Origin of the sequence: Micromonospora sp. NPDC048999, assembly GCF_040649295.1 — a bacterium.
Classification (GTDB): domain Bacteria; phylum Actinomycetota; class Actinomycetes; order Mycobacteriales; family Micromonosporaceae; genus Micromonospora.
Map to the genome: position 1 here is coordinate 243,303 of NZ_JBEZFI010000002.1, position 21,775 is coordinate 265,077.

At 73.7% G+C, this 21,775-nt stretch carries 19 protein-coding genes; 12 read left to right on the plus strand and 7 right to left on the minus strand.

Going from position 1 to position 21,775, the window contains the following annotated elements:
* Positions 1 to 16: 16 nt before the first annotated feature.
* Positions 17 to 2,161, minus strand: coding sequence for a prolyl oligopeptidase family serine peptidase (locus tag AB0C02_RS05575; RefSeq protein WP_357541485.1), 2,145 nt, complete (start codon positions 2,159 to 2,161; stop codon positions 17 to 19).
* A gap of 86 nt (positions 2,162 to 2,247) precedes the next feature.
* Here AB0C02_RS05575 and mshB point away from each other — a divergent pair, with 86 nt between their 5' ends.
* The 3 genes from mshB to AB0C02_RS05590 all read left to right on the plus strand — a co-directional run bounded on the left by mshB (position 2,248) and on the right by AB0C02_RS05590 (position 4,217).
* A complete protein-coding gene (gene mshB / locus AB0C02_RS05580) occupies positions 2,248 to 3,171 on the plus strand; it encodes an N-acetyl-1-D-myo-inositol-2-amino-2-deoxy-alpha-D-glucopyranoside deacetylase (RefSeq protein WP_357541487.1) in 924 nt (307 codons plus the stop codon).
* Positions 3,172 to 3,188: 17 nt separating this feature from the next.
* Complete coding sequence (locus AB0C02_RS05585; protein WP_357541808.1) at positions 3,189 to 3,662, plus strand: hypothetical protein; 474 nt, start codon at positions 3,189 to 3,191, stop codon at positions 3,660 to 3,662.
* A 90-nt stretch (positions 3,663 to 3,752) separates the two neighbouring features.
* Positions 3,753 to 4,217 (plus strand): hypothetical protein, encoded by a 465-nt coding sequence (locus tag AB0C02_RS05590; RefSeq protein WP_357541489.1) that lies wholly within the window; start codon positions 3,753 to 3,755, stop codon positions 4,215 to 4,217.
* 7 nt (positions 4,218 to 4,224) lie between these two features.
* Here AB0C02_RS05590 and AB0C02_RS05595 read toward each other — a convergent pair whose 3' ends face one another.
* A complete protein-coding gene (locus AB0C02_RS05595; protein ID WP_357541491.1) occupies positions 4,225 to 5,184 on the minus strand; it encodes a GNAT family N-acetyltransferase in 960 nt (319 codons plus the stop codon).
* 79 nt (positions 5,185 to 5,263) lie between these two features.
* Between AB0C02_RS05595 and fdxA the strand changes: the two genes are divergently transcribed.
* Both fdxA and dapC read left to right on the plus strand, forming a co-directional pair.
* Positions 5,264 to 5,590, plus strand: coding sequence for a ferredoxin (fdxA, locus tag AB0C02_RS05600; RefSeq protein ID WP_088992046.1), 327 nt, complete (start codon positions 5,264 to 5,266; stop codon positions 5,588 to 5,590).
* Entirely contained in the window at positions 5,587 to 6,696 is a 1,110-nt protein-coding gene (dapC, locus tag AB0C02_RS05605; protein WP_357541810.1) for a succinyldiaminopimelate transaminase, read from the plus strand. Before fdxA ends, dapC begins: the two co-directional genes overlap by 4 nt.
* Positions 6,697 to 6,753: 57 nt before the next feature.
* On the opposite strand, the gene AB0C02_RS05610 is transcribed toward dapC, so the two are convergent.
* Positions 6,754 to 8,595, minus strand: a complete 1,842-nt coding sequence (locus AB0C02_RS05610; RefSeq protein WP_357541493.1) for a M48 family metallopeptidase — start codon at positions 8,593 to 8,595, stop codon at positions 6,754 to 6,756.
* A 209-nt stretch (positions 8,596 to 8,804) separates the two neighbouring features.
* On the opposite strand from AB0C02_RS05610, the gene AB0C02_RS05615 reads away from it, so the two are divergent.
* The 3 genes from AB0C02_RS05615 to AB0C02_RS05625 are packed head-to-tail and all read left to right on the plus strand — an operon-like array spanning position 8,805 to position 11,109.
* Positions 8,805 to 9,809, plus strand: a complete 1,005-nt coding sequence (locus AB0C02_RS05615; protein ID WP_357541495.1) for a prephenate dehydrogenase/arogenate dehydrogenase family protein — start codon at positions 8,805 to 8,807, stop codon at positions 9,807 to 9,809.
* 5 nt (positions 9,810 to 9,814) lie between these two features.
* Positions 9,815 to 10,462: an SIMPL domain-containing protein gene (locus AB0C02_RS05620; protein ID WP_357541497.1), complete on the plus strand. Its 648-nt coding sequence runs from the start codon at positions 9,815 to 9,817 to the stop codon at positions 10,460 to 10,462.
* Positions 10,462 to 11,109, plus strand: coding sequence for a nucleoside/nucleotide kinase family protein (locus tag AB0C02_RS05625; RefSeq protein WP_357541499.1), 648 nt, complete (start codon positions 10,462 to 10,464; stop codon positions 11,107 to 11,109). The genes AB0C02_RS05620 and AB0C02_RS05625 overlap by 1 nt, the downstream gene beginning before the upstream one ends.
* Here the strand turns inward: AB0C02_RS05625 and AB0C02_RS05630 are convergent.
* Both AB0C02_RS05630 and AB0C02_RS05635 read right to left on the minus strand, forming a co-directional pair.
* Positions 11,086 to 13,656 carry a hypothetical protein gene (locus AB0C02_RS05630; protein WP_357541812.1) on the minus strand — a complete coding sequence of 857 codons (2,571 nt, stop codon included), beginning with the start codon at positions 13,654 to 13,656 and terminating at the stop codon, positions 11,086 to 11,088. The genes AB0C02_RS05625 and AB0C02_RS05630 overlap by 24 nt on opposite strands.
* Positions 13,657 to 13,742: 86 nt before the next feature.
* On the minus strand, positions 13,743 to 14,309 hold the full coding sequence (locus tag AB0C02_RS05635) for a sugar O-acetyltransferase (protein ID WP_357541501.1): 567 nt from the start codon (positions 14,307 to 14,309) through the stop codon (positions 13,743 to 13,745).
* A 140-nt stretch (positions 14,310 to 14,449) separates the two neighbouring features.
* Between AB0C02_RS05635 and AB0C02_RS05640 the strand changes: the two genes are divergently transcribed.
* A complete protein-coding gene (locus AB0C02_RS05640; protein WP_357541503.1) occupies positions 14,450 to 17,797 on the plus strand; it encodes a S8 family serine peptidase in 3,348 nt (1,115 codons plus the stop codon).
* A 48-nt stretch (positions 17,798 to 17,845) separates the two neighbouring features.
* On the opposite strand, the gene dapD is transcribed toward AB0C02_RS05640, so the two are convergent.
* On the minus strand, positions 17,846 to 18,805 hold the full coding sequence (gene dapD, locus AB0C02_RS05645) for a 2,3,4,5-tetrahydropyridine-2,6-dicarboxylate N-succinyltransferase (protein WP_357541505.1): 960 nt from the start codon (positions 18,803 to 18,805) through the stop codon (positions 17,846 to 17,848).
* 24 nt (positions 18,806 to 18,829) lie between these two features.
* On the opposite strand from dapD, the gene dapE reads away from it, so the two are divergent.
* On the plus strand, positions 18,830 to 19,903 hold the full coding sequence (dapE, locus tag AB0C02_RS05650) for a succinyl-diaminopimelate desuccinylase (RefSeq protein ID WP_357541507.1): 1,074 nt from the start codon (positions 18,830 to 18,832) through the stop codon (positions 19,901 to 19,903).
* A gap of 65 nt (positions 19,904 to 19,968) precedes the next feature.
* Here dapE and AB0C02_RS05655 read toward each other — a convergent pair whose 3' ends face one another.
* The gene (locus tag AB0C02_RS05655; RefSeq protein WP_357541509.1) at positions 19,969 to 20,130 is read right to left on the minus strand and encodes a hypothetical protein; all 162 of its coding nucleotides are present in this window, start codon (positions 20,128 to 20,130) and stop codon (positions 19,969 to 19,971) included.
* 156 nt (positions 20,131 to 20,286) lie between these two features.
* On the opposite strand from AB0C02_RS05655, the gene AB0C02_RS05660 reads away from it, so the two are divergent.
* Positions 20,287 to 21,150, plus strand: coding sequence for a TIGR00730 family Rossman fold protein (locus AB0C02_RS05660; RefSeq protein ID WP_357541511.1), 864 nt, complete (start codon positions 20,287 to 20,289; stop codon positions 21,148 to 21,150).
* 4 nt (positions 21,151 to 21,154) lie between these two features.
* Positions 21,155 to 21,700 carry a TIGR00730 family Rossman fold protein gene (locus AB0C02_RS05665; RefSeq protein ID WP_357541513.1) on the plus strand — a complete coding sequence of 182 codons (546 nt, stop codon included), beginning with the start codon at positions 21,155 to 21,157 and terminating at the stop codon, positions 21,698 to 21,700.
* The last annotated feature ends 75 nt before the right edge of the window (positions 21,701 to 21,775 follow it).

A 21,775-nucleotide genomic window follows, 5' to 3' on the forward strand; every position in this document is an offset into this window, starting at 1 on the left:
GATAGCGGGCCCCTGCTTACAAATTCCGGCGGAGGAAGTCGAGCTCCAGGCGTAGCAGGTGCTCGGCGACGCCCCCGGCGGCCATGTGGGAGGCCCCGGTCAGCGGCAGCACCGCGTGCGGCCGGCCGGCGGTCAGCAACGCCGCCGAGAGGCGCAGCGTGTGCGCGGCCACCACGTTGTCGTCGACCAGGCCGTGCACCAGCAGCATCGGCCGGGCCTGCGCCGGGTCGCCGACCGGCTCGGCGGCCAGTTCGACAAGCGAGTGGTGGGCGTAGACGTCCATGCCGTCGTCAGGCAGGCCCAGGTAGCGCTCGCTGTACGCGGTGTCGTACAGCGTCCAGTCGGTGACCGGGGCGCCGACGATCGCGCAGCGGAACAGCTCCGGGTGGCGCAGCACCGCCAGCCCGGCCAGCCAGCCGCCGAACGACCAGCCTCGGACCGCCACCCGGGCCAGGTCCAGGTCCGGGTGCTTGCCGGCGAGCGCGGTCAGCGCGTCGACCTGGTCGGTCAGGATCACGTCGGCCACCCGTCGGTGGATCGCCTTCTCGAACGACGGGGCGACGCCCGGGGTGCCCCGGTTGTCGATGGTCACCACCGCGAAGCCCTGGTCGGCCCACCACTGCCGCTCCAGCCAGGCCGCCCGCGCGGCGACCACCTCCTGATGCCCCGGCCCGCCGTACACGTCCAGCAGCACCGGCAGCTTCGTGCCCTTGACGTGTTCCGACGGGTAGAGCACCGCGCTCGGCAGCCGCCGGTCGGTCACCCGCACCATGGTCGGCCGCGGCGCGTACGGCGGGGTCGCGGCCAGCGAGCGGAGTCTCCCCACCTCCCGGTCGCCGTGCCACACCGACCAGCTGGTGCCCGGGTGCTCCAGCGACGCGGCGCCGACCACCAGCGTGGTGCCGCCGATCGCGGCGGTGTGCCAGCCCGGGTCGCTGCCCATCCGGCGGGCGTCCACCCCGCCGCCGATCACCGTCCGGACCCGGTAGAGGTGGCGCTGGCTCGGCTCGCCCTCGCTCGCCTCCACCAGCAGGTCCGCCGGGGCGTTCCCGCCGCCCGGCAGCCGCCCCACCACCCGGCGTACGTAGAGCGAGGGCGGGGTGAGCAGGGTGCCGTCGGCGAACAGGCAGCGGGCGTCGTACCCGTCGTGGGCCAGCTCGCCGCCGACCAGCACCCGACCGTCGGGCAGGTGCGCCGGGGTGCCGGGGATCGGCTCCACCCAGCGCGGGTCGGCCAGCTCGGCGTGCACCTGCGTCTCCCCGGTACGCGGGTCCACCGCGAGCACCAGGCCGTGCTGCTGTGACCGGCGCAGCACGGTGATCAGCGGCCCGCCGTCGGCCCAGCCGACCGAGGTCAGGTACGGGTAGGTCTCGCGGTCCCAGTGCACGTCGACCCAGCCGCCGTCGAGGTCGAGCAGGTGCAGGCTGACCTCGGCGTTCGGCCCGCCCGCCTGGGGGTACGCGACGGTCGTCGGCGGGCTCGCCGGGTCGGCCGGGTCGTGCAGGTGCCAGTGCGGCAGCCGGGACTCGTCCACCCGGGCGGCCAGCACCGAGCGCCCGTCCGGGGCCCACCAGTAGCCGCGGTAGCGGTCGAACTCCTCGGCGGCGATGTGCTCGGCGAGCCCCCAGGTCACCCCGCTGTCCTCGCCGGCGAGCAGGTTGTCGGCGCCGTCCGGCTCGACCACCCGCAGTTGGCCCCGGCGGATCCCCTCGGCGGCGTCGGTGACGTAGGCCAGCCGCTCGCCGGTCGGGTCGGGGCGTGGGTCGATCACCGGGCCGACGGCGGCCACCTCGACCACGTCGCCGTGCACCAGGTCGGCCCGGAACAGCCGGCCGGCCAGCGCGAACGCGGCCACCCGGCCGGCCCCGTCGAGCGCGTAGGAGCCGATGCCGCCGGCGCTGAGCCGCAGCCGCTCGCGCAGCGCGCGTTCGCCCGGCGCCAGCGGGGCCGGCTCGCCCTCGGAGCCGAGCAGCACCGCCGGGTCGGCGACCAGCCGCTCCTCGCCGGAGGCGACGTCGAGCAGCCAGAGCGCGTCGGCCGGGTCCTCCGGTCCCGATGAGCGCAGGAAGATCACCCGGGAGCCGTCGTCCGCGACGGAGACGGCGCGCGGCGCCCCGTGGCTGAACCGACGGGTACGGGCGGCCAGCTCGGGAAAGTCCACAACTCGGATCGTAAGACCGGGCCGCGCGTGATGTGGCCGACCTACGCGGACGCGTGAGCATCGCCGGGGCAGGACCGCCGGATAGAGTGACGCTCGTGACGACGCTGCCCGACCGACGCCTGCTGCTGGTCCACGCGCACCCCGATGACGAGTCCATCGGCACCGGCTCGACGATGGCGCACTACGCCGCCACCGGCGCTCACGTCACCCTGGTGACCTGCACCCTCGGCGAGGAGGGCGAGATCCACGTACCGGAGCTGGCCCAGCTCGTCGCGGCCGAGGCCGACCAGCTCGGCGGCTACCGGATCGGCGAGCTGGCCGCCGCCTGCGCCGCGCTCGGCGTCACCGACCACCGCTTCCTCGGCGGCGCGGGCCGCTACCGGGACTCCGGCATGATGGGCCTGGCCACCAACGAGCACCCCCGGGCCTTCTGGCGGGCCGACCTCGACGAGGCCGCCGGGTACCTGGTGGAAATCATGCGCGAGGTCCGCCCGCAGGTCATGATCACGTACGACCCCAACGGCTTCTACGGCCACCCCGACCACATCCAGGCGCACCGGGTGGCGATGCGCGCACACGAGCTGGCCACCGCCGAGGGGATCGCCCCGGCGAAGGTCTACTGGACGGCGATGCCGCGCAGCGTGCTGGAGGCCGGTTTGAACGCGTTCACCGAGTCCTTGGACAACCCGTTCGCCGGCGTCAACAGCGTCGACGACCTGCCGTTCGGCACGCCCGACCCGGAGATCGCCGCGCGGATCGACGCCACCGACCAGCACGTCGCGAAGGAGGCGGCGATGCGGGCGCACGCCACCCAGATCCCGGCCACCTCCTGGCTCTACTCGATCGCCGGCAACTTCGGCGGCGAGTTCATGGGCGTGGAATATTTCAACCTCGCGGTCGGCGAGAAGGGGCCGGGCGCCGGCCCGTACGGCTGGGAGGACGACCTCTTCGCCGGGCTGCCGCTGGACGGGCCGGACCGGTCCCCGGTCGCCACGGCCGGCGCACGGTGACGCTGCCGGCCGTGCCGATGCCGGTCGCCGCCGAGCCGCCGCCCACCGAGCCGCCCACGAGGTCGGCGCGGCCCCTGGACGTTGCCCTGCGGATCGGCGGCGGCGTCGTGGCGATCTGGGCGGGCCTGCTCGCCGCGGTACTGGAGCTGATCTTCGCCACCTGGGCCTGGGAAGTGATGAAGGGCCGCCCCGGCGGCCTGGCCGAAGGGGTGGTCGGCACCTCACTGGCGGTGGGCGGCATCGCCGCGGTGGTGGTGCTGACGGTCCTGGTGGGCTGGTTCGCGCACGCCGTGGTCGGCACCCGCTGGGCGGTGGTGCTGCCCGCCCTGTCCTGGTTCTTGGTCGTCGTCGCGGGCTCAGTCAAGACCACCGAAGGCGACCTCGTGCTCACCGGCGACAACGTGATCGGCCTGGGGATGATCGTGGCCGGCGCGGTCACCTTCGCGGTGCTGGGTTTCCGGCAGCTGGTCGTGCCGCCGGCCGTCGACTGACGGGTACTGACGACGCACAGGTAACGGTGGTAGATATTCCTGCCAAGGAGTCCGTCGTCGGGGCGGACGGGTGATGGCGGGAGACGTGCGATGCGGGAGCGGTGGGGTGCCGTCGGTGTGCTGGCGGCGGCGCTGTTCGTGGTGAACGTGGTGGCTCGGCTGTTGATCAAGTTTGCCTTTCCGGACAATGACACCGCCAACGACCGCGTTTCCCTGGCGATGTTCCTGGTGATCGGGCTGGTCCTCGCCGTGCTGGCCTTCCGCTGGGGTGCCGACCGGCCGGCGAGCCGCCTGATCGGCGACCTGGCCGTCGCGGTCGGGGCGGCGCTGGCGCTGACCGTGTTCATCGGCCCGCTGCTGGTCGGCGAGAACCCGTTCGGTGGGGGCGCCGGCCTCTTCTTCGCCCAGATCTGGCTCTACGCGGCGGCCACCGGGGCCGGCGTGCTGGTGGGCTACCTGAGCCTCACCGCGCTCGGCCGGGATCACCGTTCCCAGCAGCTCAAGCGGTTCGCCGAGCTGAAGGCCGCCAAGCCGCGCAAGGTCGTCCGCCGCTGACCCGCGCTCAGGCCGGGGCGACCCGGGTCAGGTAGGTGTGGTGGGTGGTGAAGCCGAGCCCCCGATAGAGGGCCACGGCGGGCGTGTTGCGCTGCTCGACCTGCAGGAAGGCGTGCGTGGCGCCCTCCGCCACGCCCCAGTCGACCAGGGCGCGGACCACCCGGCCGGCCAGCCCCTGCCGGCGTGCCTCGGGCAGCACCTCGATCAGGGTCAGGCCGAGCCACCGCCGCTCGCCGGTGACCGTGCCCCGGCCGATGGCGAGCAGCTGACCATCGGCGTACACGTGGGCGAAGCGGGCCCGGTCCACGGCGGTGAGCACGTGCCGGGCGGCGTCCGGCAGGTCGCCCTTGCGGCCGGCGACGACGGCGAGCCAGGCGTCCGACGGCGAGTCGGTCAGCTCGACCGGCGGAAGGTCGACACGCGCGGGCGAGCCGGGCGGCAGCGCGCCGAGCGCGGCGGTCTGCACCAGCACCGGCGGTCGGGCGGCCCAGCCCCGCGTGTCCAGCTCCGCGCCGACCGGGGTGGCCAGCGGCAGCGGGGTGTTCACCAGGGCCGGCTGGCCGTGGTCGGCGTACCAGCGCTGCACCGCGTCCAGCGCGGCGGGCAGCGGGCGGTCCGGGTCGCCGACAGGCAGCGCCGAGTTCGCCCGCCCGGTCCAGCCGGCCGCGCTGCGCAGCAGCCAGTCGCCGAGCCGGCCGCGGACCGGGGCCGGCCACGCCTCGTCGGCGGCCAGCTCCACGGCGAGTACGGCGGTGGCGGTCGGCCGACGGGCCGGCGGTACGCGCTTCGCCCGGTGCACCTCGTCGACCGGAACCCGCAGCCGACCCCGGTCGGTGGTCAACGTGATGTGGGTCTCGCTCAGCTCGACCAGCTCGCCGAGGGCGTCGGAGAAGAGCGGCCGGCCTTCGCGAATACCCACAATTCGCCGGACCACGATCCGGTGTCCCACGTCCTGCTGTCGGAGCACGATCGACCTCCTCCCCGGCGAGATACTAGGCTCTTAGCGTCGCGGTGATCGCGACGAGTCTTGCGGAGGAGAAGATCCGGTGACCTACATCATCGCCGAGCCGTGCGTGGATGTGCTCGACAAGGCATGCATCGAGGAGTGCCCCGTCGACTGCATCTACGAGGGCAACCGGATGCTCTACATCCACCCCGACGAGTGCGTCGACTGTGGTGCCTGTGAGCCGGTCTGCCCGGTCGAAGCGATCTTCTACGAGGACGACGTCCCGGAGCAGTGGAAGGACTACACCGCGGCGAACTACGAGTTCTTCGAGGACCTCGGCTCGCCCGGTGGCGCTTCCAAGATCGGCAAGGTGGAGAAGGACGCGACGTTCGTCGCCGCCCAGCCGCCGCGCGGAGAGGGCCACTGAACCGGCCCGCGCCGGTCTCGTCGCGGCTGCCCGACTTCACCTGGGACACCCTGGACGCCGCGGCCACGATGGCCGCGGCGCACCCGGACGGTCTCATCAACCTCTCGATGGGCACGCCTGTCGACCCGGTGCCCCCGGTGATCCGGCAGGCCCTCGCGGACGCGTCGGACGCGCCCGGCTACCCGCTGACCGCCGGCACCCCAGTGCTGCGGGACGCCATCGCGGCCTGGGTGGCCCGGGCGTGCGGCGCGGGCGTCGACGGGCTCGGCGTGCTGCCCACGATCGGTTCCAAGGAGTTGGTCGCCTGGCTGCCCACGCTGCTCGGCGCCGGCCCCGGCGACGTGGTCGTGGTGCCGTCGATCGCCTACCCGACCTACGAGGACGGCGCCCGGCTGGCCGGCGCCACCACGGTACGCACCGACTCGCTGACCGCGGTCGGTCCCACCTCCCGGGTACGGCTGGTCTGGGTCAACTCGCCCGGCAACCCGACCGGTCGGGTGCTGCCCGCCACCCATCTGCGCAAGGTGGTCGACTGGGCGCGCGAGCGCGGTGCCGTGGTCGCCAGCGACGAGTGCTACCTCCCGCTCGGCTGGGACGCCGAGCCGGTCTCGGTCCTGTCGCCCGAGGTCTGCGGCGGGTCGTACGAGGGTGTGCTGGCGGTGCACTCGCTCTCCAAGCGCTCCAACCTGGCCGGCTACCGGGCCGGGTTCGTGGCCGGTGACCCTGCCCTGGTGGCCGAGCTGCTCAAGATCCGTAAGCACGCCGGCATGATCGTGCCCGCCCCGGTGCAGGCGGCGATGGTGGCCGCGCTGGGCGACCAGGCGCACGCCGACGAGCAGCGGGAGCGGTACCGGCGCCGGCGGGAGCGGCTGCGCGCCGCGTTCACCGACGCCGGCTTCACCGTCGAACACTCCGAGGCCGGCCTCTACCTCTGGCTGACCCGCGACGAGGACTGCTGGGACACCGTCGACTGGCTGGCCCGGCGGGGCATCCTGGTTGCCGCCGGGATCTTCTACGGCCCGGCCGGCGCCCGGCACGTCCGGGTGGCGCTGACCGAGTCCGACGAGCACATCGCGGCCGTCGCCGATCGGCTCGCCCAGCCCTGACCGTTGGCGTGGCGGCCGGCCCCGTGAATCATGCAGGGACCGGCCGCCACGTCTCTGTCAGTCGTTGATTCGCTCGAACACCCGTAGCAGGGTGTCCCGGCTGTGCTTCTCCAGGAACTCGCTGGACATCAACTCCTGCACCTGCACGGTTCGGCCGTCGTACAGGGTCAGGGTCGCCTTCAGCGGCACCTCCCGCGTCACCTCGACCGAGGTGATCTCCTCGTACGGCAGGTACGGGTGCCGGGCGGCCAGTTCGCCCACCGGCTCCGCGCTGACCAGCTCCGTGAGCCGCTTCTCGCCTTCGCTGGACCTGCCCGGCTCGGGAATCAGGACGAGCCCGTTGTCCAGCACGAGCACGTCGTGCTCCCGACCGTCGATCTTGATGTTGGCCAGCCCGCCGATCAGGTCGGCGTCACGCGCCGACGCCCGGGCCTGCACCACCGTCGCCTGCGCCGCGTCGACGCCCCGCTCAACGAGGCGGGACAGCGCCTCGTCCAGCGTCTGCGGCGACACCGCCAGCTTGGCGACCTCGGCCAGGTCCCACGGCTCACCGTCCGGGCCGACCAGCCGGGCCGGCGCGGACCAGGAAAGCTGCCACCGGGCCCGCCCCGAGCGGACCGCCGCGTTGTCGAGCAGCGTCTCCATCGGGCCGGCGAAGGCGACCGCCGCCTCCTTCCGGGTGGCGTCGGGGAAGAACTGCTCGGCGAACTCGCCGAGCCGGCCGGCGCGGATCAGCTCCAGCACTGTCGGCAGGCCCGGGGACGCGGTGCCGGTGAAGCGGCCGGCCGCCCGGTAGATGCCGTCCGCCCGCTGCTGCACCCCGGCGGCCACCGCCTCGGCGATGAACTCGGGCCAGGGCAGGATCCGCCGCGAGCCGTGCTCGACCACCAGCTCCTGGAGCTGCCGTCCGGCGGTCGCCACGTCGGCGAGCATGATCGAGGCCGGCCGGTCGTCCGGCCGCGCCTGCTCCGCCGGCGCGTCACCCATCGCGGCGACCCGTACGCCGATCGGCGGGTGGGTGTCCCAGCGGGACGCCTCCTGCTCGGGCGCGTTCTCCCGCAGCTCGTCGATCTCGTCCCGGCGGGCCTCGATCAGCTGGGCGAAACCGCCGAAGAGGTCGTTCGGCGCGAGCCCGGCCGACCAGCCCGACTCGACGTACGCGTTCATGTAGAACGCCCAGGCCGCGTCGAGCGCGGGCAGCGTACGCAGCGCGGAGGTGGCGGCCTCGTGGCCGGCGAGCCGCACCGACGCCCGGTCGGCCTCCAGCTCCTGCCGGCGGGACGCCGCGTTGTCGACCAGCAGGTAGAGCCTCGCGTAGCCCCGGAAGACCCAGCCGATCGGGTTGCGCCGGCTGATCCGCTCGATGGTCCCCCCGATGGCCAGCCGGCCCCGGTAGGCGATCCCGCCGAGCCGGGTGTGCCGGCCCGAGTAGTGGCCCAGCTCGTGCGCGAGCACCGAGCGGAGCTGGTCGACCCGCATCGCCTGCAGCAGCGGCAGTCCGACGTAGAGGGTGCGCCGGCCACCGATCAGGCCGAGCAGTCGACTCTGCTCGCCGACCGCCGCGTTCACCTCCGGCACCAGCCGGATCTCGTCGGGCGCGCGGGTGCCGACCGCGGTGGCCAACTCCCGCACGGTGGCCCAGAGCTGTGGCGCTTCCCGCTCACCCAGGATCAGGCCGGGTGCCGGCTCGTTCTTCGTGCGGATCGCCTTCCAGAGCCCGACGGCGACCGCGCCGAGCGCGGCCACCAGCGGGAGCAGAAGCTTGCTGGTCAGCAGGCCGTTGGTGTGGCCGAACAGCCAGACCCCGAGCGCGGCGACGGCGGCGAGCTGAAGCAGCGCGACGACGTAGAAGCCGACCAACATGACCACCGAGGCGAGCGCCCGGTACGTCGCGGACATTCGTTTCCTTCCCTGAGAGGTGAGGTGCCCGCCCCGAACCCGGACGAGCCGTCCGGGGACCGTACGACGTGCGCGCCGCTCGGGCAACATCCTTCCGCCCGCCCGCACCCCTTGCGTTCGGCGGCCACCACGCGAGGCCCGGGCGATATCCTCGGCGGGACTTCCAGTGGGGCCGACCCGGCCCCGTACGACGGGACCCCGAGGTGGGCATGGGCGGGCAGCGGCGGGCGGCGGTGGTCGGCACCGGTCTGATCGGTGGCTCGGTGCTGCTCCGGCTCCGGGACGCCGGGCTCGACGTCGCCGGCTGGGATCCGGACCCGGCGACCCGTCGGTTCGCCGCCGAGCGGGGCATCGCCGCCCCGGACGCCTTGGAGGAGGCGGTCGCCGGCCGGGACGTCGTCTTCCTCTGTGGCCCCCTGCCCACCCTGCCTGCGATGCTGACCCGGGTGGCCGGGGTCACCGACGACCGGTGCGTGCTCACCGACGTGGGCAGCATCAAGGCGGACGTGGCCACCGTCGCCACCGCGCAGGGGCTCGGGCACCGGTTCGTGCCCGGCCACCCGATGGCCGGCGCCGACCGGGCCGGCGTCGCCGCCGCCTCCTCGGACCTGCTCGACGGGGCCGCCTGGGTGCTCTGCCCGGGGCCGACCGGGCTGGCCGCGTTCCGCCGGCTCACCGCGCTGCTCATCGACGTCTTCCACGCCCGGGTGGTGCCGATGTCCGCGCCGGAGCACGACACCGCCGCGGCGCTCGCCTCGCACGTGCCACACCTGCTCGCCGGCGCGCTGGCTGGGGCCGTGCAGCGGGCGGCGCTGCGCGACGCGGTGCTGGCGCTGGCCGCCGGCAGCTTCACCGACGGCACCCGGGTGGCCGGTGGCCCGCCGGTGCGGACGGCGAACATGTTGCTCGGCAATCGCGACCGGGTGCTGGCCGAGCTGGGCGCGGTCCAACGCTTCCTCGACGAGCTGTGCGACGCGCTGACAGCCGGGGACGCCGAGGCGCTCACCGCTCGGCTCGACGAGGCCCGGGCGGCCCGGGCCGCGCTGGGCAGCCGTTCGTACACCACCCAGCGGCGCGAGTTCCCGGCCACCGCCGAGCACGCGGGGGAGCTGGCGTACATCCGGGAGCTGGGCGCGGCCGGCGGGCACCTCATCGGCTGCCACGTGGCGGCCGGCGCGGTCAGCTACACGGCCCAGCTGCCTGGCCTAGGGTGAGGGGCATGGCGGACGCACCTGTGGTGGCGGTACGCGGCGAGGCGTACCGGGAGGTCGCGCCCGAGCTGGCCCGGTTCACGGTCACCGCGTCCGCTCGGGACCGGGACCGGGAGACCACGCTGACCCGGTTGGCCGAGCGGGCCGCCGCCGTCCGGGTGCTGCTGGACGGGGCCGGGCCGGCCGTGGAGCGGCGGGAGACCGGCCAGCTCCGGGTCTGGCCGGAGACGAAGCGTTCCGGTGAGCGGGTGGTGGCGCACCACGGCAGCGTCACCACGACCGTCACGGTCGCCGACTTCACCGCGCTGGGCGAGCTGATGCTCCGCCTGGCCGACCAGGAGCAGGTCGAGGTGGCTGGCCCGTGGTGGTCGCTGCGGCCGGACAGCCCGGCGTACCGCGAGGCGCGGCACGCCGCCATCGCGGATGCGCTGGCCCGCGCCCGGGAGTACGCGGAGGCGCTCGGCGCCCGGGTGACCGGCCTGCTCGAGCTGGCCGACACCGGCCTGGCCGCCGCCCCGCCGATGCTGGCCCGGGCCGCCGGCTCCGGCGGCATGGCCGGCGGCGCCCCGCCCGAGCTGGAGCTGGATCCCCGCCCGCAGCCCGTGCAGGCGGCGGTCGAGGCCCGGTTCACCATCAGCGAGCCGGCGCTCGGCTGATGCCGCCGGCACAGGTGCTCCCGCTCGACGAGCTGGTGACCCGGGCCCGGGCGCTGGCCGCCGCCGGGCCGCGGCAGTTGCTCGGCATCGCCGGCGCGCCCGGCGCGGGCAAGTCCACCCTGGCCGAGCGGATCGTCGCCGAGGTCGGGTCGGCCGCTCGGCTGGTGCCGATGGACGGCTTCCACCTGGCCCAGTCTGAGCTGGTCCGGCTGGGTCGGGCGGAGCGCAAGGGCGCCCCGGACACCTTCGACGCCAACGGCTTCGTCGCCACCATGCGGCGGCTGCATCGGCTGGAGCCGACCTCGGTGTGGGCGCCGATGTTCCGCCGCGACCTGGAGGAGCCGGTCGCCGGGGCGATTGAGGTGCCGCCCGAGGTCCGGTTGGTGGTGACCGAGGGCAACTACCTGTTGCTGCGCGAGGACCCGTGGGACGAGGTGCGTTCCCTGCTGCACCAGGCCTGGTTCCTCGACCTGGACGTCGAGCTGCGGCAGCGCCGGCTGACCGCCCGGCACGAGGCCTACGGTAAGACCCCGGAGCAGGCGCGCGCCTGGGCGCTGGGTAGCGACGAGGCGAACGCCGCCCGGGTCGCCGGCACCGCCGAGCGGGCCGACCTGGTGGTCCGGCTAGTCGACCCCCTGCCGGGGTGACGGCACGGTCCGGCGGAGCAGCCGGGCCACCAGCGCCCGTTCGCGGGCGAACTCCACCGCGTCCGGGTAGCCGCTGTGGTTGCGGATCGGCGGGTCAACCACCTCACCCCCGCTGGGGTGCAGCGCCTCCGGGTCGGCGACCGGCACGTCCCGCTCGCCGGCGCTGACCTGCCAGCCCAGCGGGTCGGTGGGGCGCCAGAAGTTGGTCCAGGCGATGCCGTCACCGGGCCAGGTCAGCGCCCGGGTGAGCACCCGCAGCCGGGCCGGCCCGAAGTACGCCGGGAAGACCCGGCCGTAGAGCCGGGTGAACTGGCAGCCGTACGAGAAGAACCAGATCCGCCGCCGCCACCGACGGGCGAGCTGGAGCAGCGTGGCGGCGCAGATGACGGTGCCCTGGCTGTGCCCGGAGAGGATCACCCCATCCATCCGGCGGGGGTCGTGCTCGGTGAGCGCCAGCAGGCCTGCGATCCGGGTCTGGAGTTCCGGCACCGCGCGCTCGGCGTAGCTGGGCGGGGCGAGCGGGTGCGCGGCGCGTGGCCAGAATGTGCCGATGTCCCAGATCACGCCGACCGACCGGCGGACCGTGTCGTTGCGGTAGACCAGCAGGCCGAGGGCGGCGACTACCAGCGGAAGCCAGCCGAGCAGCCATCCCCCGAGGTTGGCCGTCCAGTCGACGAGGATCTGCCAGCCGGACGGGACCCGCGAGCTGGGTCGGCCGCCGGAGAGCGCCGCCGCGCAGCAGAGGGCCACCAGCGCCGCCGAGCCGGCGGCATAGCGGCCGACCAGCCGGATCGCGTGCTCGCCGACGAGTCGGTGCAGTGCCCGGAACGTGCTGACGTCGTGGCAGCGGCGCAGGTCGTGGGCGGAGAGGTCCTCGGCGGTCGCGGTCAGGGTGGCGTACTCGGCCGCGCGCAGGCGGCGGAAGAGGAGGGCGGCCCGGATCAGCAGGCCGACGAGTGCGAGCAGGGCGATCACGCAGGCCAGCCCCGCCCAGGACACCGCCGGTGGGGGTGTCACCCGTCCGCCCGGGCCGGTCCGGCTGTCGAGCAGGCTGCTGCACCAGTGCAGCAGTCCGGCGCAGTAGGCGGCCGCCAGCATCCAGCCGAAGCCGGCGATGATCGCCGGTCCCCGCCCGCCCCAGGCGAGGCCACCGTCCGGGTCCGGCGACCGCTCGGCCACGGCGGGCCCGGTGCGCGGCAGCAGCAGGCCGGTCACCGCGACGGCGATGGCCGGCACGGCCAGCATCCAGGGCCGCAGCCCGGCGGGGGCCGCCGGCAGGCCGGGCAGCCCCCGCTCGGTCCACACCAGCCCGAGCGGCAGCAGCATGCCGCCGGCCACCGGGGTGATCAGCGCCCGCCGCCCGGACCGGGTCACCGCGCCGATCGCCATCAGCAGCAGCGCCTGGTAGGTGGCGAGCCAGACGACGATCGTGTCGTACCCGGGCAGCGAACGGTCGACCTCGCAGCCGATGATGCCGGGATCCCGGACGCAGCCGGTCGGCTGCCGGAGGTCGGCAAACAGTCGCCCGGCGGGGCCGTCGGGGAGCAGCAGGAGCAGGAAGGTGCCGAGCAGGCCCAGCCCGGTGAGCACCGCCACCGTCGCGCTCCACCGGCCCAGCGGGGTGTGGCCCTGCCGGCGGGTGAGCCAGGGCCGGCCGAGCGCGACCACGGCGATCGCCACGACCGTGGCGAGCACGGCGACGGTCGGCCAGGCGACGGCGGCCCGCAGACCCCGCGGCGGGTCCATGACGATCACCCCGGTGACCGGCACCGCCGCGGCGATCACGGCCCCGGCGCAGAGGTGCAGGACGGCGGCCCGGCGTAGCTGCCCCTCGCCGCACCAGAAGGTCGGATCCTGGAGCGGATTCTCCAGTGGCTCGGGCTCGACCAGCGGCTGCGGCTCGCGAGCCGTTGGCCGAGGGCGGGGGTCGGCGGGCATCTCCGCCTCGTACTGGTAGGTGCGCCAGGCGACCGCGCCGATCAGCATCAGCAGGAGCAGTGGCAGCAGCAGGCCGACGGCGAGCGCCCGGGTGCCCTGGCGCCACCAGCCGCCGGCGAGGAAGTCCCACGGGCCGGGGAGATGGTCCAGGCAGCCCTGGCCGACGCACTGCCAGGCGAGCAGGTTGACGCCGACCCCGGTCACCGCGATCACCAGGGTGCCGGTGAGGCTCAGGCCGAACAGCCGGATGAGCCACGCCGTGATGCCGGAGCGGCTGCGCCAGCGTTCCCGGTCCGGGTCGGGCGGGATGCCGGTGCGGGCGTAGAGCGCCACGTTGGCCAGCGCGAAGGGCAGCAGCAGCGTCCACAGCGCCCGCTCGACGTCCCGTGCGGTCCGCGCGCCGGAGGTCAACTGCCCCCAGCTGTACGCCTCGACGGTGATCGGGTCGTCGGAGCCGGTGGTGGTGGAGCGGTAGAAGCCGGTGACCGCGTCGCCGGCGACGAGCCAGGGCTGTGGCCCGTCGCCGCCCGGGGCGGGACGCAGACCGAGCAGTTGGTCGGGTGGAGTGTTCGACACCCCGTGCACCCGAAGTTCGAGCACCCGTTCCATCATCGCTGCCCCCTGGGAAGCCCTACTACCCAGAGTGCATCTTCCAGTGCCGAACCGCACCCCATCGGAAGTGTCGTTTTAGCAGCTCAGATGGCTTGTTCCAGGGTGCGTACGGGGCGAGCGGGATTACCCACGGCAACCACGTTGGGCGGCAGGTCCCTCGTCACCACGGCACCCGCGCCGACCACCGTGTTGTCGCCGATGCTGACGCCGGCCAGCACGATGACCCCGCCGCCGAGCCAGACGTTGTCGCCGATGGTGATCGGTCGGGCCGACTCCCACTTGTCCCGCCGGGCCGCCGGCTCGATCGGATGGGTGGCCGTCAGGAGCTGCACGTTCGGCCCGATCTGGACGTCGGCGCCGATGGTGATCCGGGCGACGTCGAGGAAGACCGCGTTGAAGTTGACGAAGCTGCGCGGCCCGATGTGGGTCTGCCAGCCGTAGTCGCATTGGAACGGTGGCCGGACCCAGGCGCTCTCGCCGAGCGAGCCGAGCAGCTCCCGCAGGGTGGCGAGCCGGCCCTCCGGGTCGTCGGCGGAGCCGGTGTTGAAGCGTTCGGTGAGCCGGGCCGCCCGGTCCAGGTCGGCGGCGATCTCCGGATCGTCGGCGATGTACAGGTCACCGGCGAGCATGCGTTCCTTCATGGTCCTCATCGGAGGATCATGCCGCGCCGGGACGCCGTTGCGCGGCCCTGTGTGTGGGATTGTGGGCTTTTCTTTGCATACTCAGTATGCAATCCTGGGCTCCGCCGTCGATGTGCCTCACATCGATGGGGACGCCCGTTGAAGGAGGAATGTTGCTCCGTAACAGAAGGAAACTAGCCGGGGTCGGCCTCACCCTGGGGCTGGCGCTCGGCGTACCCGGGTCGGCGTCCGCCGCGCCGGGGACCGGCCCGGCCGCCCGCGCCGACGCCCCGGCGGATGCCGGCCGGTCCGCCACCGTCACCCTGATCACCGGCGACCAGGTCACCGTGACCGCCTCCGGCGACGCCGCGGTACGCCCCGCCGCCGACCGGGCCGGCATCCACTTCCTGGTCGGTCGGGAACGCGATCACCTCACCGTTGTCCCGCAGGACGCGCTGCCGCTGGTCCGGGCCGGCCGGGTCGATCGGCGGCTGTTCGACGTCACCGAGCTGATCGCGTCCGGCTACGACGACGCCCACCGGGACACGCTGCCGCTGCTGGTGTCGTACCCGCCTGGGTTGGCCCGGCGCGCGGCGTCCCCGGTCGCCGGCGCGCGGGTGATCCGTGAGCTGCCGGTGATCGGCGGCGCGGCGCTGGTCGCGCCGAAGGCCGACGTCGGCGCGGTCTGGGCTGCGGCGTCCGCCGCCGGCCGGGCCGGCCTCCGGGCCGACGCGGCGGGGGGCGTCGACCGGATCTGGCTGGACGGCCGGCGACGGGTGACCCTCGACCACAGCGTTCCGCAGATCGGCGCGCCCGCCGCCTGGGCCGGCGGCTGGACCGGGAAGGGGGTGACGGTCGCGGTGCTCGACACCGGCGTCGACCTCACCCACCCCGACCTGGCCGGCAAGGTCGCCGAGTCGCGCAACTTCAGCGTGGCGGCGGAGGCGGACGACCTGATCGGGCACGGTACCCACGTCGCGTCGACCATCGCCGGCAGCGGGGCCGCCTCCGCCGGCCGATACCGGGGTGTCGCTCCCGACGTCACCCTGCTTTCCGGCAAGGTCTGCGAGGACGAGTACTGCTCCGATTCGGCGATCCTCGCCGGCATGCAGTGGGCTGCGGCGGAGAAGCACGCCACCGTGGTCAACATGAGCCTCAGCGGCGGGGTCAGTCCGGAGATCGACCCGCTTGAGCAGGCGATCGAGACGTTGACCGAGCAGTACGGAACGCTCTTCGTCGTCGCGGCTGGCAACGACGGCCCGGACGGCTCGGTCGGCTCGCCGGCCACCGCCGACGCAGCGCTGGCCGTGGGGGCGGTCGACCGGAACGACGAACTGGCCGACTTTTCCAGCCGTGGGCCGCGCACCCGCGACGGCGCCATCAAGCCGGACATCACCGCCCCCGGCGTAGACATCTTGGCAGCCCGGGCCGCTCACGGCGCCATCGGCAACCCGGGGGAGAGGTACGTGGCCCTCTCCGGCACCTCGATGGCCACCCCGCACGTGGCCGGCGCGGCGGCGTTGCTGGCCCAGCAGCACCCCGGCTGGACGGCCGCTCGGTACAAGGCCACCCTGATGGCCTCCGCGAAGCCGCACCCGGGCCAGACGGTGTTCCAGCAGGGTGCGGGACGGGTCGACATCGCGCACGCGATCACCGAGGAGGTGACCAGCGATCCGGTCAGCGTCTCGTTCGGCATGGCGGCCTGGCCGCACGACCGCAACCAGCCGATCGCTCGGACGGTCACCTACCGCAACTCCGGCAGCGGCCCGCTCATCGTCGACCTGGGCACAGAGGTGACCGGCCCGGACGGGCGCACCGCGCCGACCGGGATGTTCAACCTCAGTACGTCCCGGCTCGACGTACCGGCGGGCGGCGCCGCACAGGTGACGGTCACCGTGGACACCCAGCTCGGCGGGGTGGACGGCGACTGGACCGGGCGGCTGGTCGCCCGCGCTGGCGCGGTGGTGGCGGTCACCCCGTTGGCCGTCAACCGCGAGGTGGAGAGCTACGACCTGACGGTCGTCCACCGGGACCGGGCCGGCGCGCTCACCGCTGACTACGACACCGTCCTGAGCAATCTGGACGACCCGGGGCGTCGGTACTACCTGTGGGGGCAGGGCGGCGAGACGCGGCTCCGCCTGCCCAAGGGGCGGTACGGCGTGGCGAGCCTGCTCTACCGGCCGGACGGCGAGGACTGGTCCGAGCTGTCCATGCTGGTCCAGCCCGAGCTGATGGTGGACCGCGACCAGCGGATCACCCTCGACGCCCGACTGGCGAAGCCGGTCCGGACCAACGTGCCGCAACGCGGGGCCGTCCCGGTGTGGATCGACTTTACGGCGACCTGGCTGGCCGACGGCCACCCATACAATTGGTCGCTCTGGGCGGACAGCTTCGACGGGCTGTACAGCGCCCAACTCGGCAAGAACGTCTCCGACTCGCGCTTCGTCGGCACGCTGGCCAGCCAGTGGGCCGCGGCGAGGTACTCGGCCAGCCCGTACTTCTACGCCCTCAACGAGCACTTCCCCGGCCGCTGGCCGACCGGGTACGTACGGCAATACCAGCCGGCGGACCTGGCCACCGTGACGCACCGGTTCCGTGGCGGCGATCCGGGGCTGGCGACGATCCTGCGGGCGGTCGTCCCCGAGTCGGACTACGACCTCGGCTACGCCTCGGCGGCGGTCCTGCCGGTGACCGTCCCCGGCCGGCGCATCGAGTACTACAACGCGAGCCGGACGAGGTGGCGTTCCCTGACCGAGTTCGGCGGCCCCGGTGAGGACGGCTGGTACGAGACGAGGGCGGTGCTGGCGTCGGTGCCGACCCGGTACCGAGCCGGCGGGAGCTACCAGGAGGAGTGGAACTCCGCGCCGTACGGGCCGTCGTTCCCGCAGCCGGACAGGCCGAGGCAGGGCGTGACGCGCAACGGCGACACGATCGTTGTCAACCTGCCGACGCACAGCGACGCCGCCGGGCATCCAGGCGGTTCGGTCAACGACACCGAGCGGACCGCGCTGTATCGCAACGGCAGGCTGCTTGACGAGCAGCCGGACGCCGGGTACGGCGAGTTCAACGTCCCGCCGGGCGTGGCCAACTACCGGCTGGAGACCTTCGCCACACGGCGCTTCACCGACCTGAGCAGCGAGGTGTCGACCGCCTGGACGTTCCGCTCGAAGCACGTCCCGGGTGACGACTGGACGCGGCTGCCGGCCATGGCGGTCCGCTTCGCGCCGTCGCTGGCGGCCGACAACAGCGCACCGGCCGGCCGGGCGTTCAACATCCCGGTGACGGTGCAACGGCAGCCCGGTGCGCCGGCCGCCAAGGTAGCGGCGCTCACCGTCGACGTCTCGTACGACGGCGGGCGGACCTGGCGCAAGGCGGACCTGCACAAGCAGGGCGCGGGCTGGACGGCCGACGTCCGGCACCCCGCCGGCCACGGCTACGTCTCGCTGCGCGCCACCGCGCGGGACAGCGCCGGCAACACGGTGACCACGCGGATCATCCAGGCGTACCGTCTGCGGTAAGTCAGCCGGTCCGGGTCCGCGGTTTTCCCGCCGCGGACCCGGACCGGGTCAGTCGTTGGCGTGCAGGGCGGCGTTCAGCTCGATGCCCCGGCCGGTCCGCGGCTTCGCCTCCAGTGCCCCGGTGACCGAGTTGCGCCAGAAGAGCAGGCCGTCCACGCCGGAGAGCTCGCGGGCCTTGACCACCCGGCCGTCCGGCAGGGTGATCTTCGACGCGGCGGTGATGTAGCAGCCGGCCTCCACCACGCAGTCGTCGCCGAGCGAGATGCCCACCCCGGCGTTCGCGCCGATCAGGCTCCGCTCACCGATCCGCACCCGCGCGGTGCCGCCGCCGGAGAGGGTGCCCATGATCGAGGCGCCGCCGCCGATGTCGGAGCCGTCGCCGACCACCACGCCCTGCACGATCCGGCCCTCGACCATCGAGGTGCCCAGCGTGCCGGCGTTGAAGTTGACGAAGCCCTCGTGCATCACGGTGGTGCCGGCGGCCAGGTGGGCGCCGAGCCGAACCCGGTCCGCGTCGGCGATCCGTACCCCGGCGGGGACCACGTAGTCGGTCATCCGGGGGAACTTGTCCACTCCGTACACCGCGAGGTGGCGGCCGGCGGCGCGTTCGATGACGCGCAGCTCGTCCACCCGCTCCGGCGGGCACGGCCCGGCCGAGGTCCAGGCCACGTTGGCCAGCTTGCCGAAGATGCCGTCGAGGTTGAGCTCGTTGGGGCGCACCAGGCGGTGGGAGAGCAGGTGCAACCGGAGGTACGCGTCGGCGGCGTCCTTGATCGGGTCGTCCAGCGAGCCGATCACGGTGACCACCTGGACCGTACGCAGACCGGGCAGCGCCCGCTCGCCGACCGCGCCGGGCGGCAGGTCGAGGACGTCGGCCTCGTCCTCCCCGGGGACGAGCGGCAGCTCGCCGAGCCCGAGCTTGCCGGTCGGGTACCAGGTGTCGAGCACCAGGTCGTCAGCGGTGATCGTGGCCAGGCCGATGCCCCAGGCGGCTTCTGCGGTCGTCACGAGGATGACGGTACCGTGCGAGACATGCAGAACCCGCTGACCCCCGAGGTCTTGGCTGATCCGGTGGCGCTCACCCGCGCCCTGGTCGACATAGAGTCCGTCTCCCGTAACGAGAAGGCGATCGCCGACTTCGTCGAGGAGGTGCTGCGGGGCGTGCCGCACCTGACCACCTACCGGCACGGCAACACGGTGATGGCCCGTACCGACCTGGGCCGGGCGCAGCGGGTGGTGCTCGCCGGCCACCTGGACACCGTCCCGCACAACAACAACTTCCCGTCGACCATGCGCGGCGACCTGATGTACGGCTGCGGCACCTCCGACATGAAGTCCGGGGTGGCCTTCGCGCTGCACCTGGCGGTGACCCTGCCCGACCCGCGCTACGACGTCACGTACTTCTTCTACGAGGCCGAGGAGATCGAGTCGCAGTACAACGGTCTCACGCTGGTCTCCCAGGCCCACCCGGAGTGGCTCCAGGCCGACTTCGCGGTGCTGTTGGAACCGACGTACGGGATCGTCGAGGCCGGCTGCCAGGGCACCATGCGGGCGATCGTCACCACGTACGGCGAGCGGGCCCACGCGGCCCGGTCCTGGTACGGGGTGAACGCCATCCACGGCGCCGGCGAGGTGTTGCGTCGGCTCGGCGGGTACGAGGCGCGTCGGGTGAGCATCGAGGGCTGCGAATATCGCGAGGGCCTGAACGCGGTCCGGATCGGCGGCGGGGTGGCCGGCAACGTCATCCCGGACCGTTGCGAGATCGAGATCAATTATCGGTACGCCCCGGACCGCGCCCCCGCGGCGGCCGAGGCGCACCTGCGCGAGGTCTTCGCCGGCTTCGAGCTGGCGGTCACCGACGCGGCGGCCGGCGCGGCCCCGGGGTTGGACAACCCGCCGGCGCGGGAGTTCCTGGCCGCGGTGGGCGCGGCCCCGATCGGCAAGCTGGGCTGGACCGACGTGGCCCGGTTCGCCTCGATGGGCATCCCGGCGCTGAACTTCGGCCCGGGCGACCCCAACCTGGCCCACCACAAGGACGAGCACGTCGAGCTGACCAAGATCCGCGACGGGGCGGCCACCCTGCACCGCTGGCTCGCCGCCAACTGACACCGGATACGCGACCGGGGGCCCTGTCGGGTGAGGCGGGCCCCCGGGATCGTGTCGGCGCGGCGTCAGACGGTCGTCGTCAGCGAGGTGTCCGGCTCGGCGGACTCGCCGGTGAGGTCGGTGTGGTGGGCTTCCATCAGGCGGGCGCGGCGGCGCTCGGCCACCACGTCGCGGATCCGCCGCTGCATCTGCCGGCGGATCCGGATCATCTCGGTGTTGTTGATCAACGCTGGCTCCTCCCCCGAAGGCGCGCGCCGGGGCATACCCCGTATGTGTGAATAGTAAGACGTGCGGGCGACCGAATTAGTTGCCCAAGATCGCCAAGAATTTTCCAGCTCGCCGGCCTCCGCGCCCGGCCGCCGTGGCTCCATTACGGTGGCCCCATGAGCCAGAGCAACGGGCGGCAGTCCGGCCGCGGTCCGCGCAGGGAACGGCACCGGGGCGCCGTCACGCTGCGCAATCACGCCATCCCGACCAGCACCGCCGACCAGCGGCTGCTGGACTCCCGGGGCCGGGGCGACTGGAAGACCAAGGACGCCTGGCGGGCGTTGCGCATCCTGTCGGAGTTCGTCGAAGGCTTCGACACCCTGGCCGACCTGCCGCCCGCGGTCAGCGTCTTCGGCTCAGCCCGCAGCAGGCCGGAGAGCACCGAGTGCCGGATGGCCGAGGAACTGGGCGCCGCACTGGCCCGGGCCGGGTACGCGGTGATCACCGGAGGCGGCCCCGGGGTGATGGAGGCGGCCAACCGGGGGGCCAGCGAGGCGGGCGGGGTCTCCGTCGGGCTCGGTATCGAGCTGCCGTTCGAGCAGGGCATCAACGAGTGGGTCGACCTGGCCATCGACTTCCGCTACTTCTTCGCCCGCAAGACCATGTTCGTGAAGTACGCGCAGGCGTTCGTCGTGCTGCCCGGTGGCTTCGGCACCATGGACGAGCTCTTCGAGGCGCTGACCCTGGTGCAGACCGGCAAGGTCACCCGCTTCCCGGTGGTGCTGATGGGCCTCGACTACTGGCGGGGCCTGATCGACTGGCTGCGCGACAGCATGGCCGCCGAGGGCAAGATCGGCCCGACCGACCTGGAGCTGATCTGCCTCACCGACGACGTCGAGGAGGCGGTCCGGCACATCGTGGAGGCCGAGGCGGTGCTCTCCGCCGAGCAGGAGGCGATCCGCGAGGAGGCGGTCGCCCGGGTCGCCGCCGACCAGCAGGCCGCCGAGGCCGCGTCCGAGCGGCCGGCGGGGCAGGGCTGACCCGGTGGCGGCTATCTGCGTGTTCTGCGCGTCCTCCCGTACCCTCGAGCAGCGCTGGCTGGATCTGGCGGCCGACACCGGCGCGGAGCTGGCCCGGCGCGGGCACACCCTGGTCAGTGGCGGCGGGTGCGTCGGCATGATGGGCGCGGTGGCGGACGGCGCGCGGGCCGCCGGAGGCCAGACCGTCGGGGTGATCCCGCAGGCCCTGGTCGACCTGGAGGTCGCCGACCTGGCCGCCGACGAGTTGCTGGTCACCGACGGGATGGCCAGCCGCAAGACGCTGATGATCGAGAAGTCGGACGCGTTCATCGCCCTGCCCGGCGGGCTCGGCACCCTCGACGAGCTGTTCGAGGTGTGGACCACCGCCACCCTGGCCATGCACGCGAAGCCCGTGGTGCTGATCGACGCGGACGGCTTCTACCGCCCGCTGCTGGACTGGCTGGGCACCCTCGCCGACCGCCACTTCCTCAAACCCGCCGGCCTGGACCTCCTCCTGGTCGCCCCCACCGTCCCAGCAGCCCTGACCCTCCTCGAATCCCACCTCACCTGATCCCCACCCCTTCGGCCCGTCGTCGATCATGAGGTTGGCGGCGAAGTCGATCTCCCTGAGTGCCGCCAACCTCAT

What these genes read in the sequence shown, in the direction of transcription:
- AB0C02_RS05620 (WP_357541497.1), top strand. Translation starts at nt 9,815, where the DNA reads ATGGCGGACGCACCTGTGGTGGCGGTACGCGGCGAGGCGTACCGGGAG.
- AB0C02_RS05610 (WP_357541493.1), bottom strand. Translation starts at nt 8,595, where the DNA reads ATGTCCGCGACGTACCGGGCGCTCGCCTCGGTGGTCATGTTGGTCGGC.
- AB0C02_RS05635 (WP_357541501.1), bottom strand. Translation starts at nt 14,309, where the DNA reads ATGAGGACCATGAAGGAACGCATGCTCGCCGGTGACCTGTACATCGCC.
- AB0C02_RS05625 (WP_357541499.1), top strand. Translation starts at nt 10,462, where the DNA reads ATGCCGCCGGCACAGGTGCTCCCGCTCGACGAGCTGGTGACCCGGGCC.
- AB0C02_RS05630 (WP_357541812.1), bottom strand. Translation starts at nt 13,656, where the DNA reads ATGGAACGGGTGCTCGAACTTCGGGTGCACGGGGTGTCGAACACTCCA.
- dapE (WP_357541507.1), top strand. Translation starts at nt 18,830, where the DNA reads ATGCAGAACCCGCTGACCCCCGAGGTCTTGGCTGATCCGGTGGCGCTC.
- AB0C02_RS05585 (WP_357541808.1), top strand. Translation starts at nt 3,189, where the DNA reads ATGCCGGTCGCCGCCGAGCCGCCGCCCACCGAGCCGCCCACGAGGTCG.
- AB0C02_RS05640 (WP_357541503.1), top strand. Translation starts at nt 14,450, where the DNA reads ATGTTGCTCCGTAACAGAAGGAAACTAGCCGGGGTCGGCCTCACCCTG.
- AB0C02_RS05590 (WP_357541489.1), top strand. Translation starts at nt 3,753, where the DNA reads ATGCGGGAGCGGTGGGGTGCCGTCGGTGTGCTGGCGGCGGCGCTGTTC.
- AB0C02_RS05660 (WP_357541511.1), top strand. Translation starts at nt 20,287, where the DNA reads ATGAGCCAGAGCAACGGGCGGCAGTCCGGCCGCGGTCCGCGCAGGGAA.
- AB0C02_RS05615 (WP_357541495.1), top strand. Translation starts at nt 8,805, where the DNA reads ATGGGCGGGCAGCGGCGGGCGGCGGTGGTCGGCACCGGTCTGATCGGT.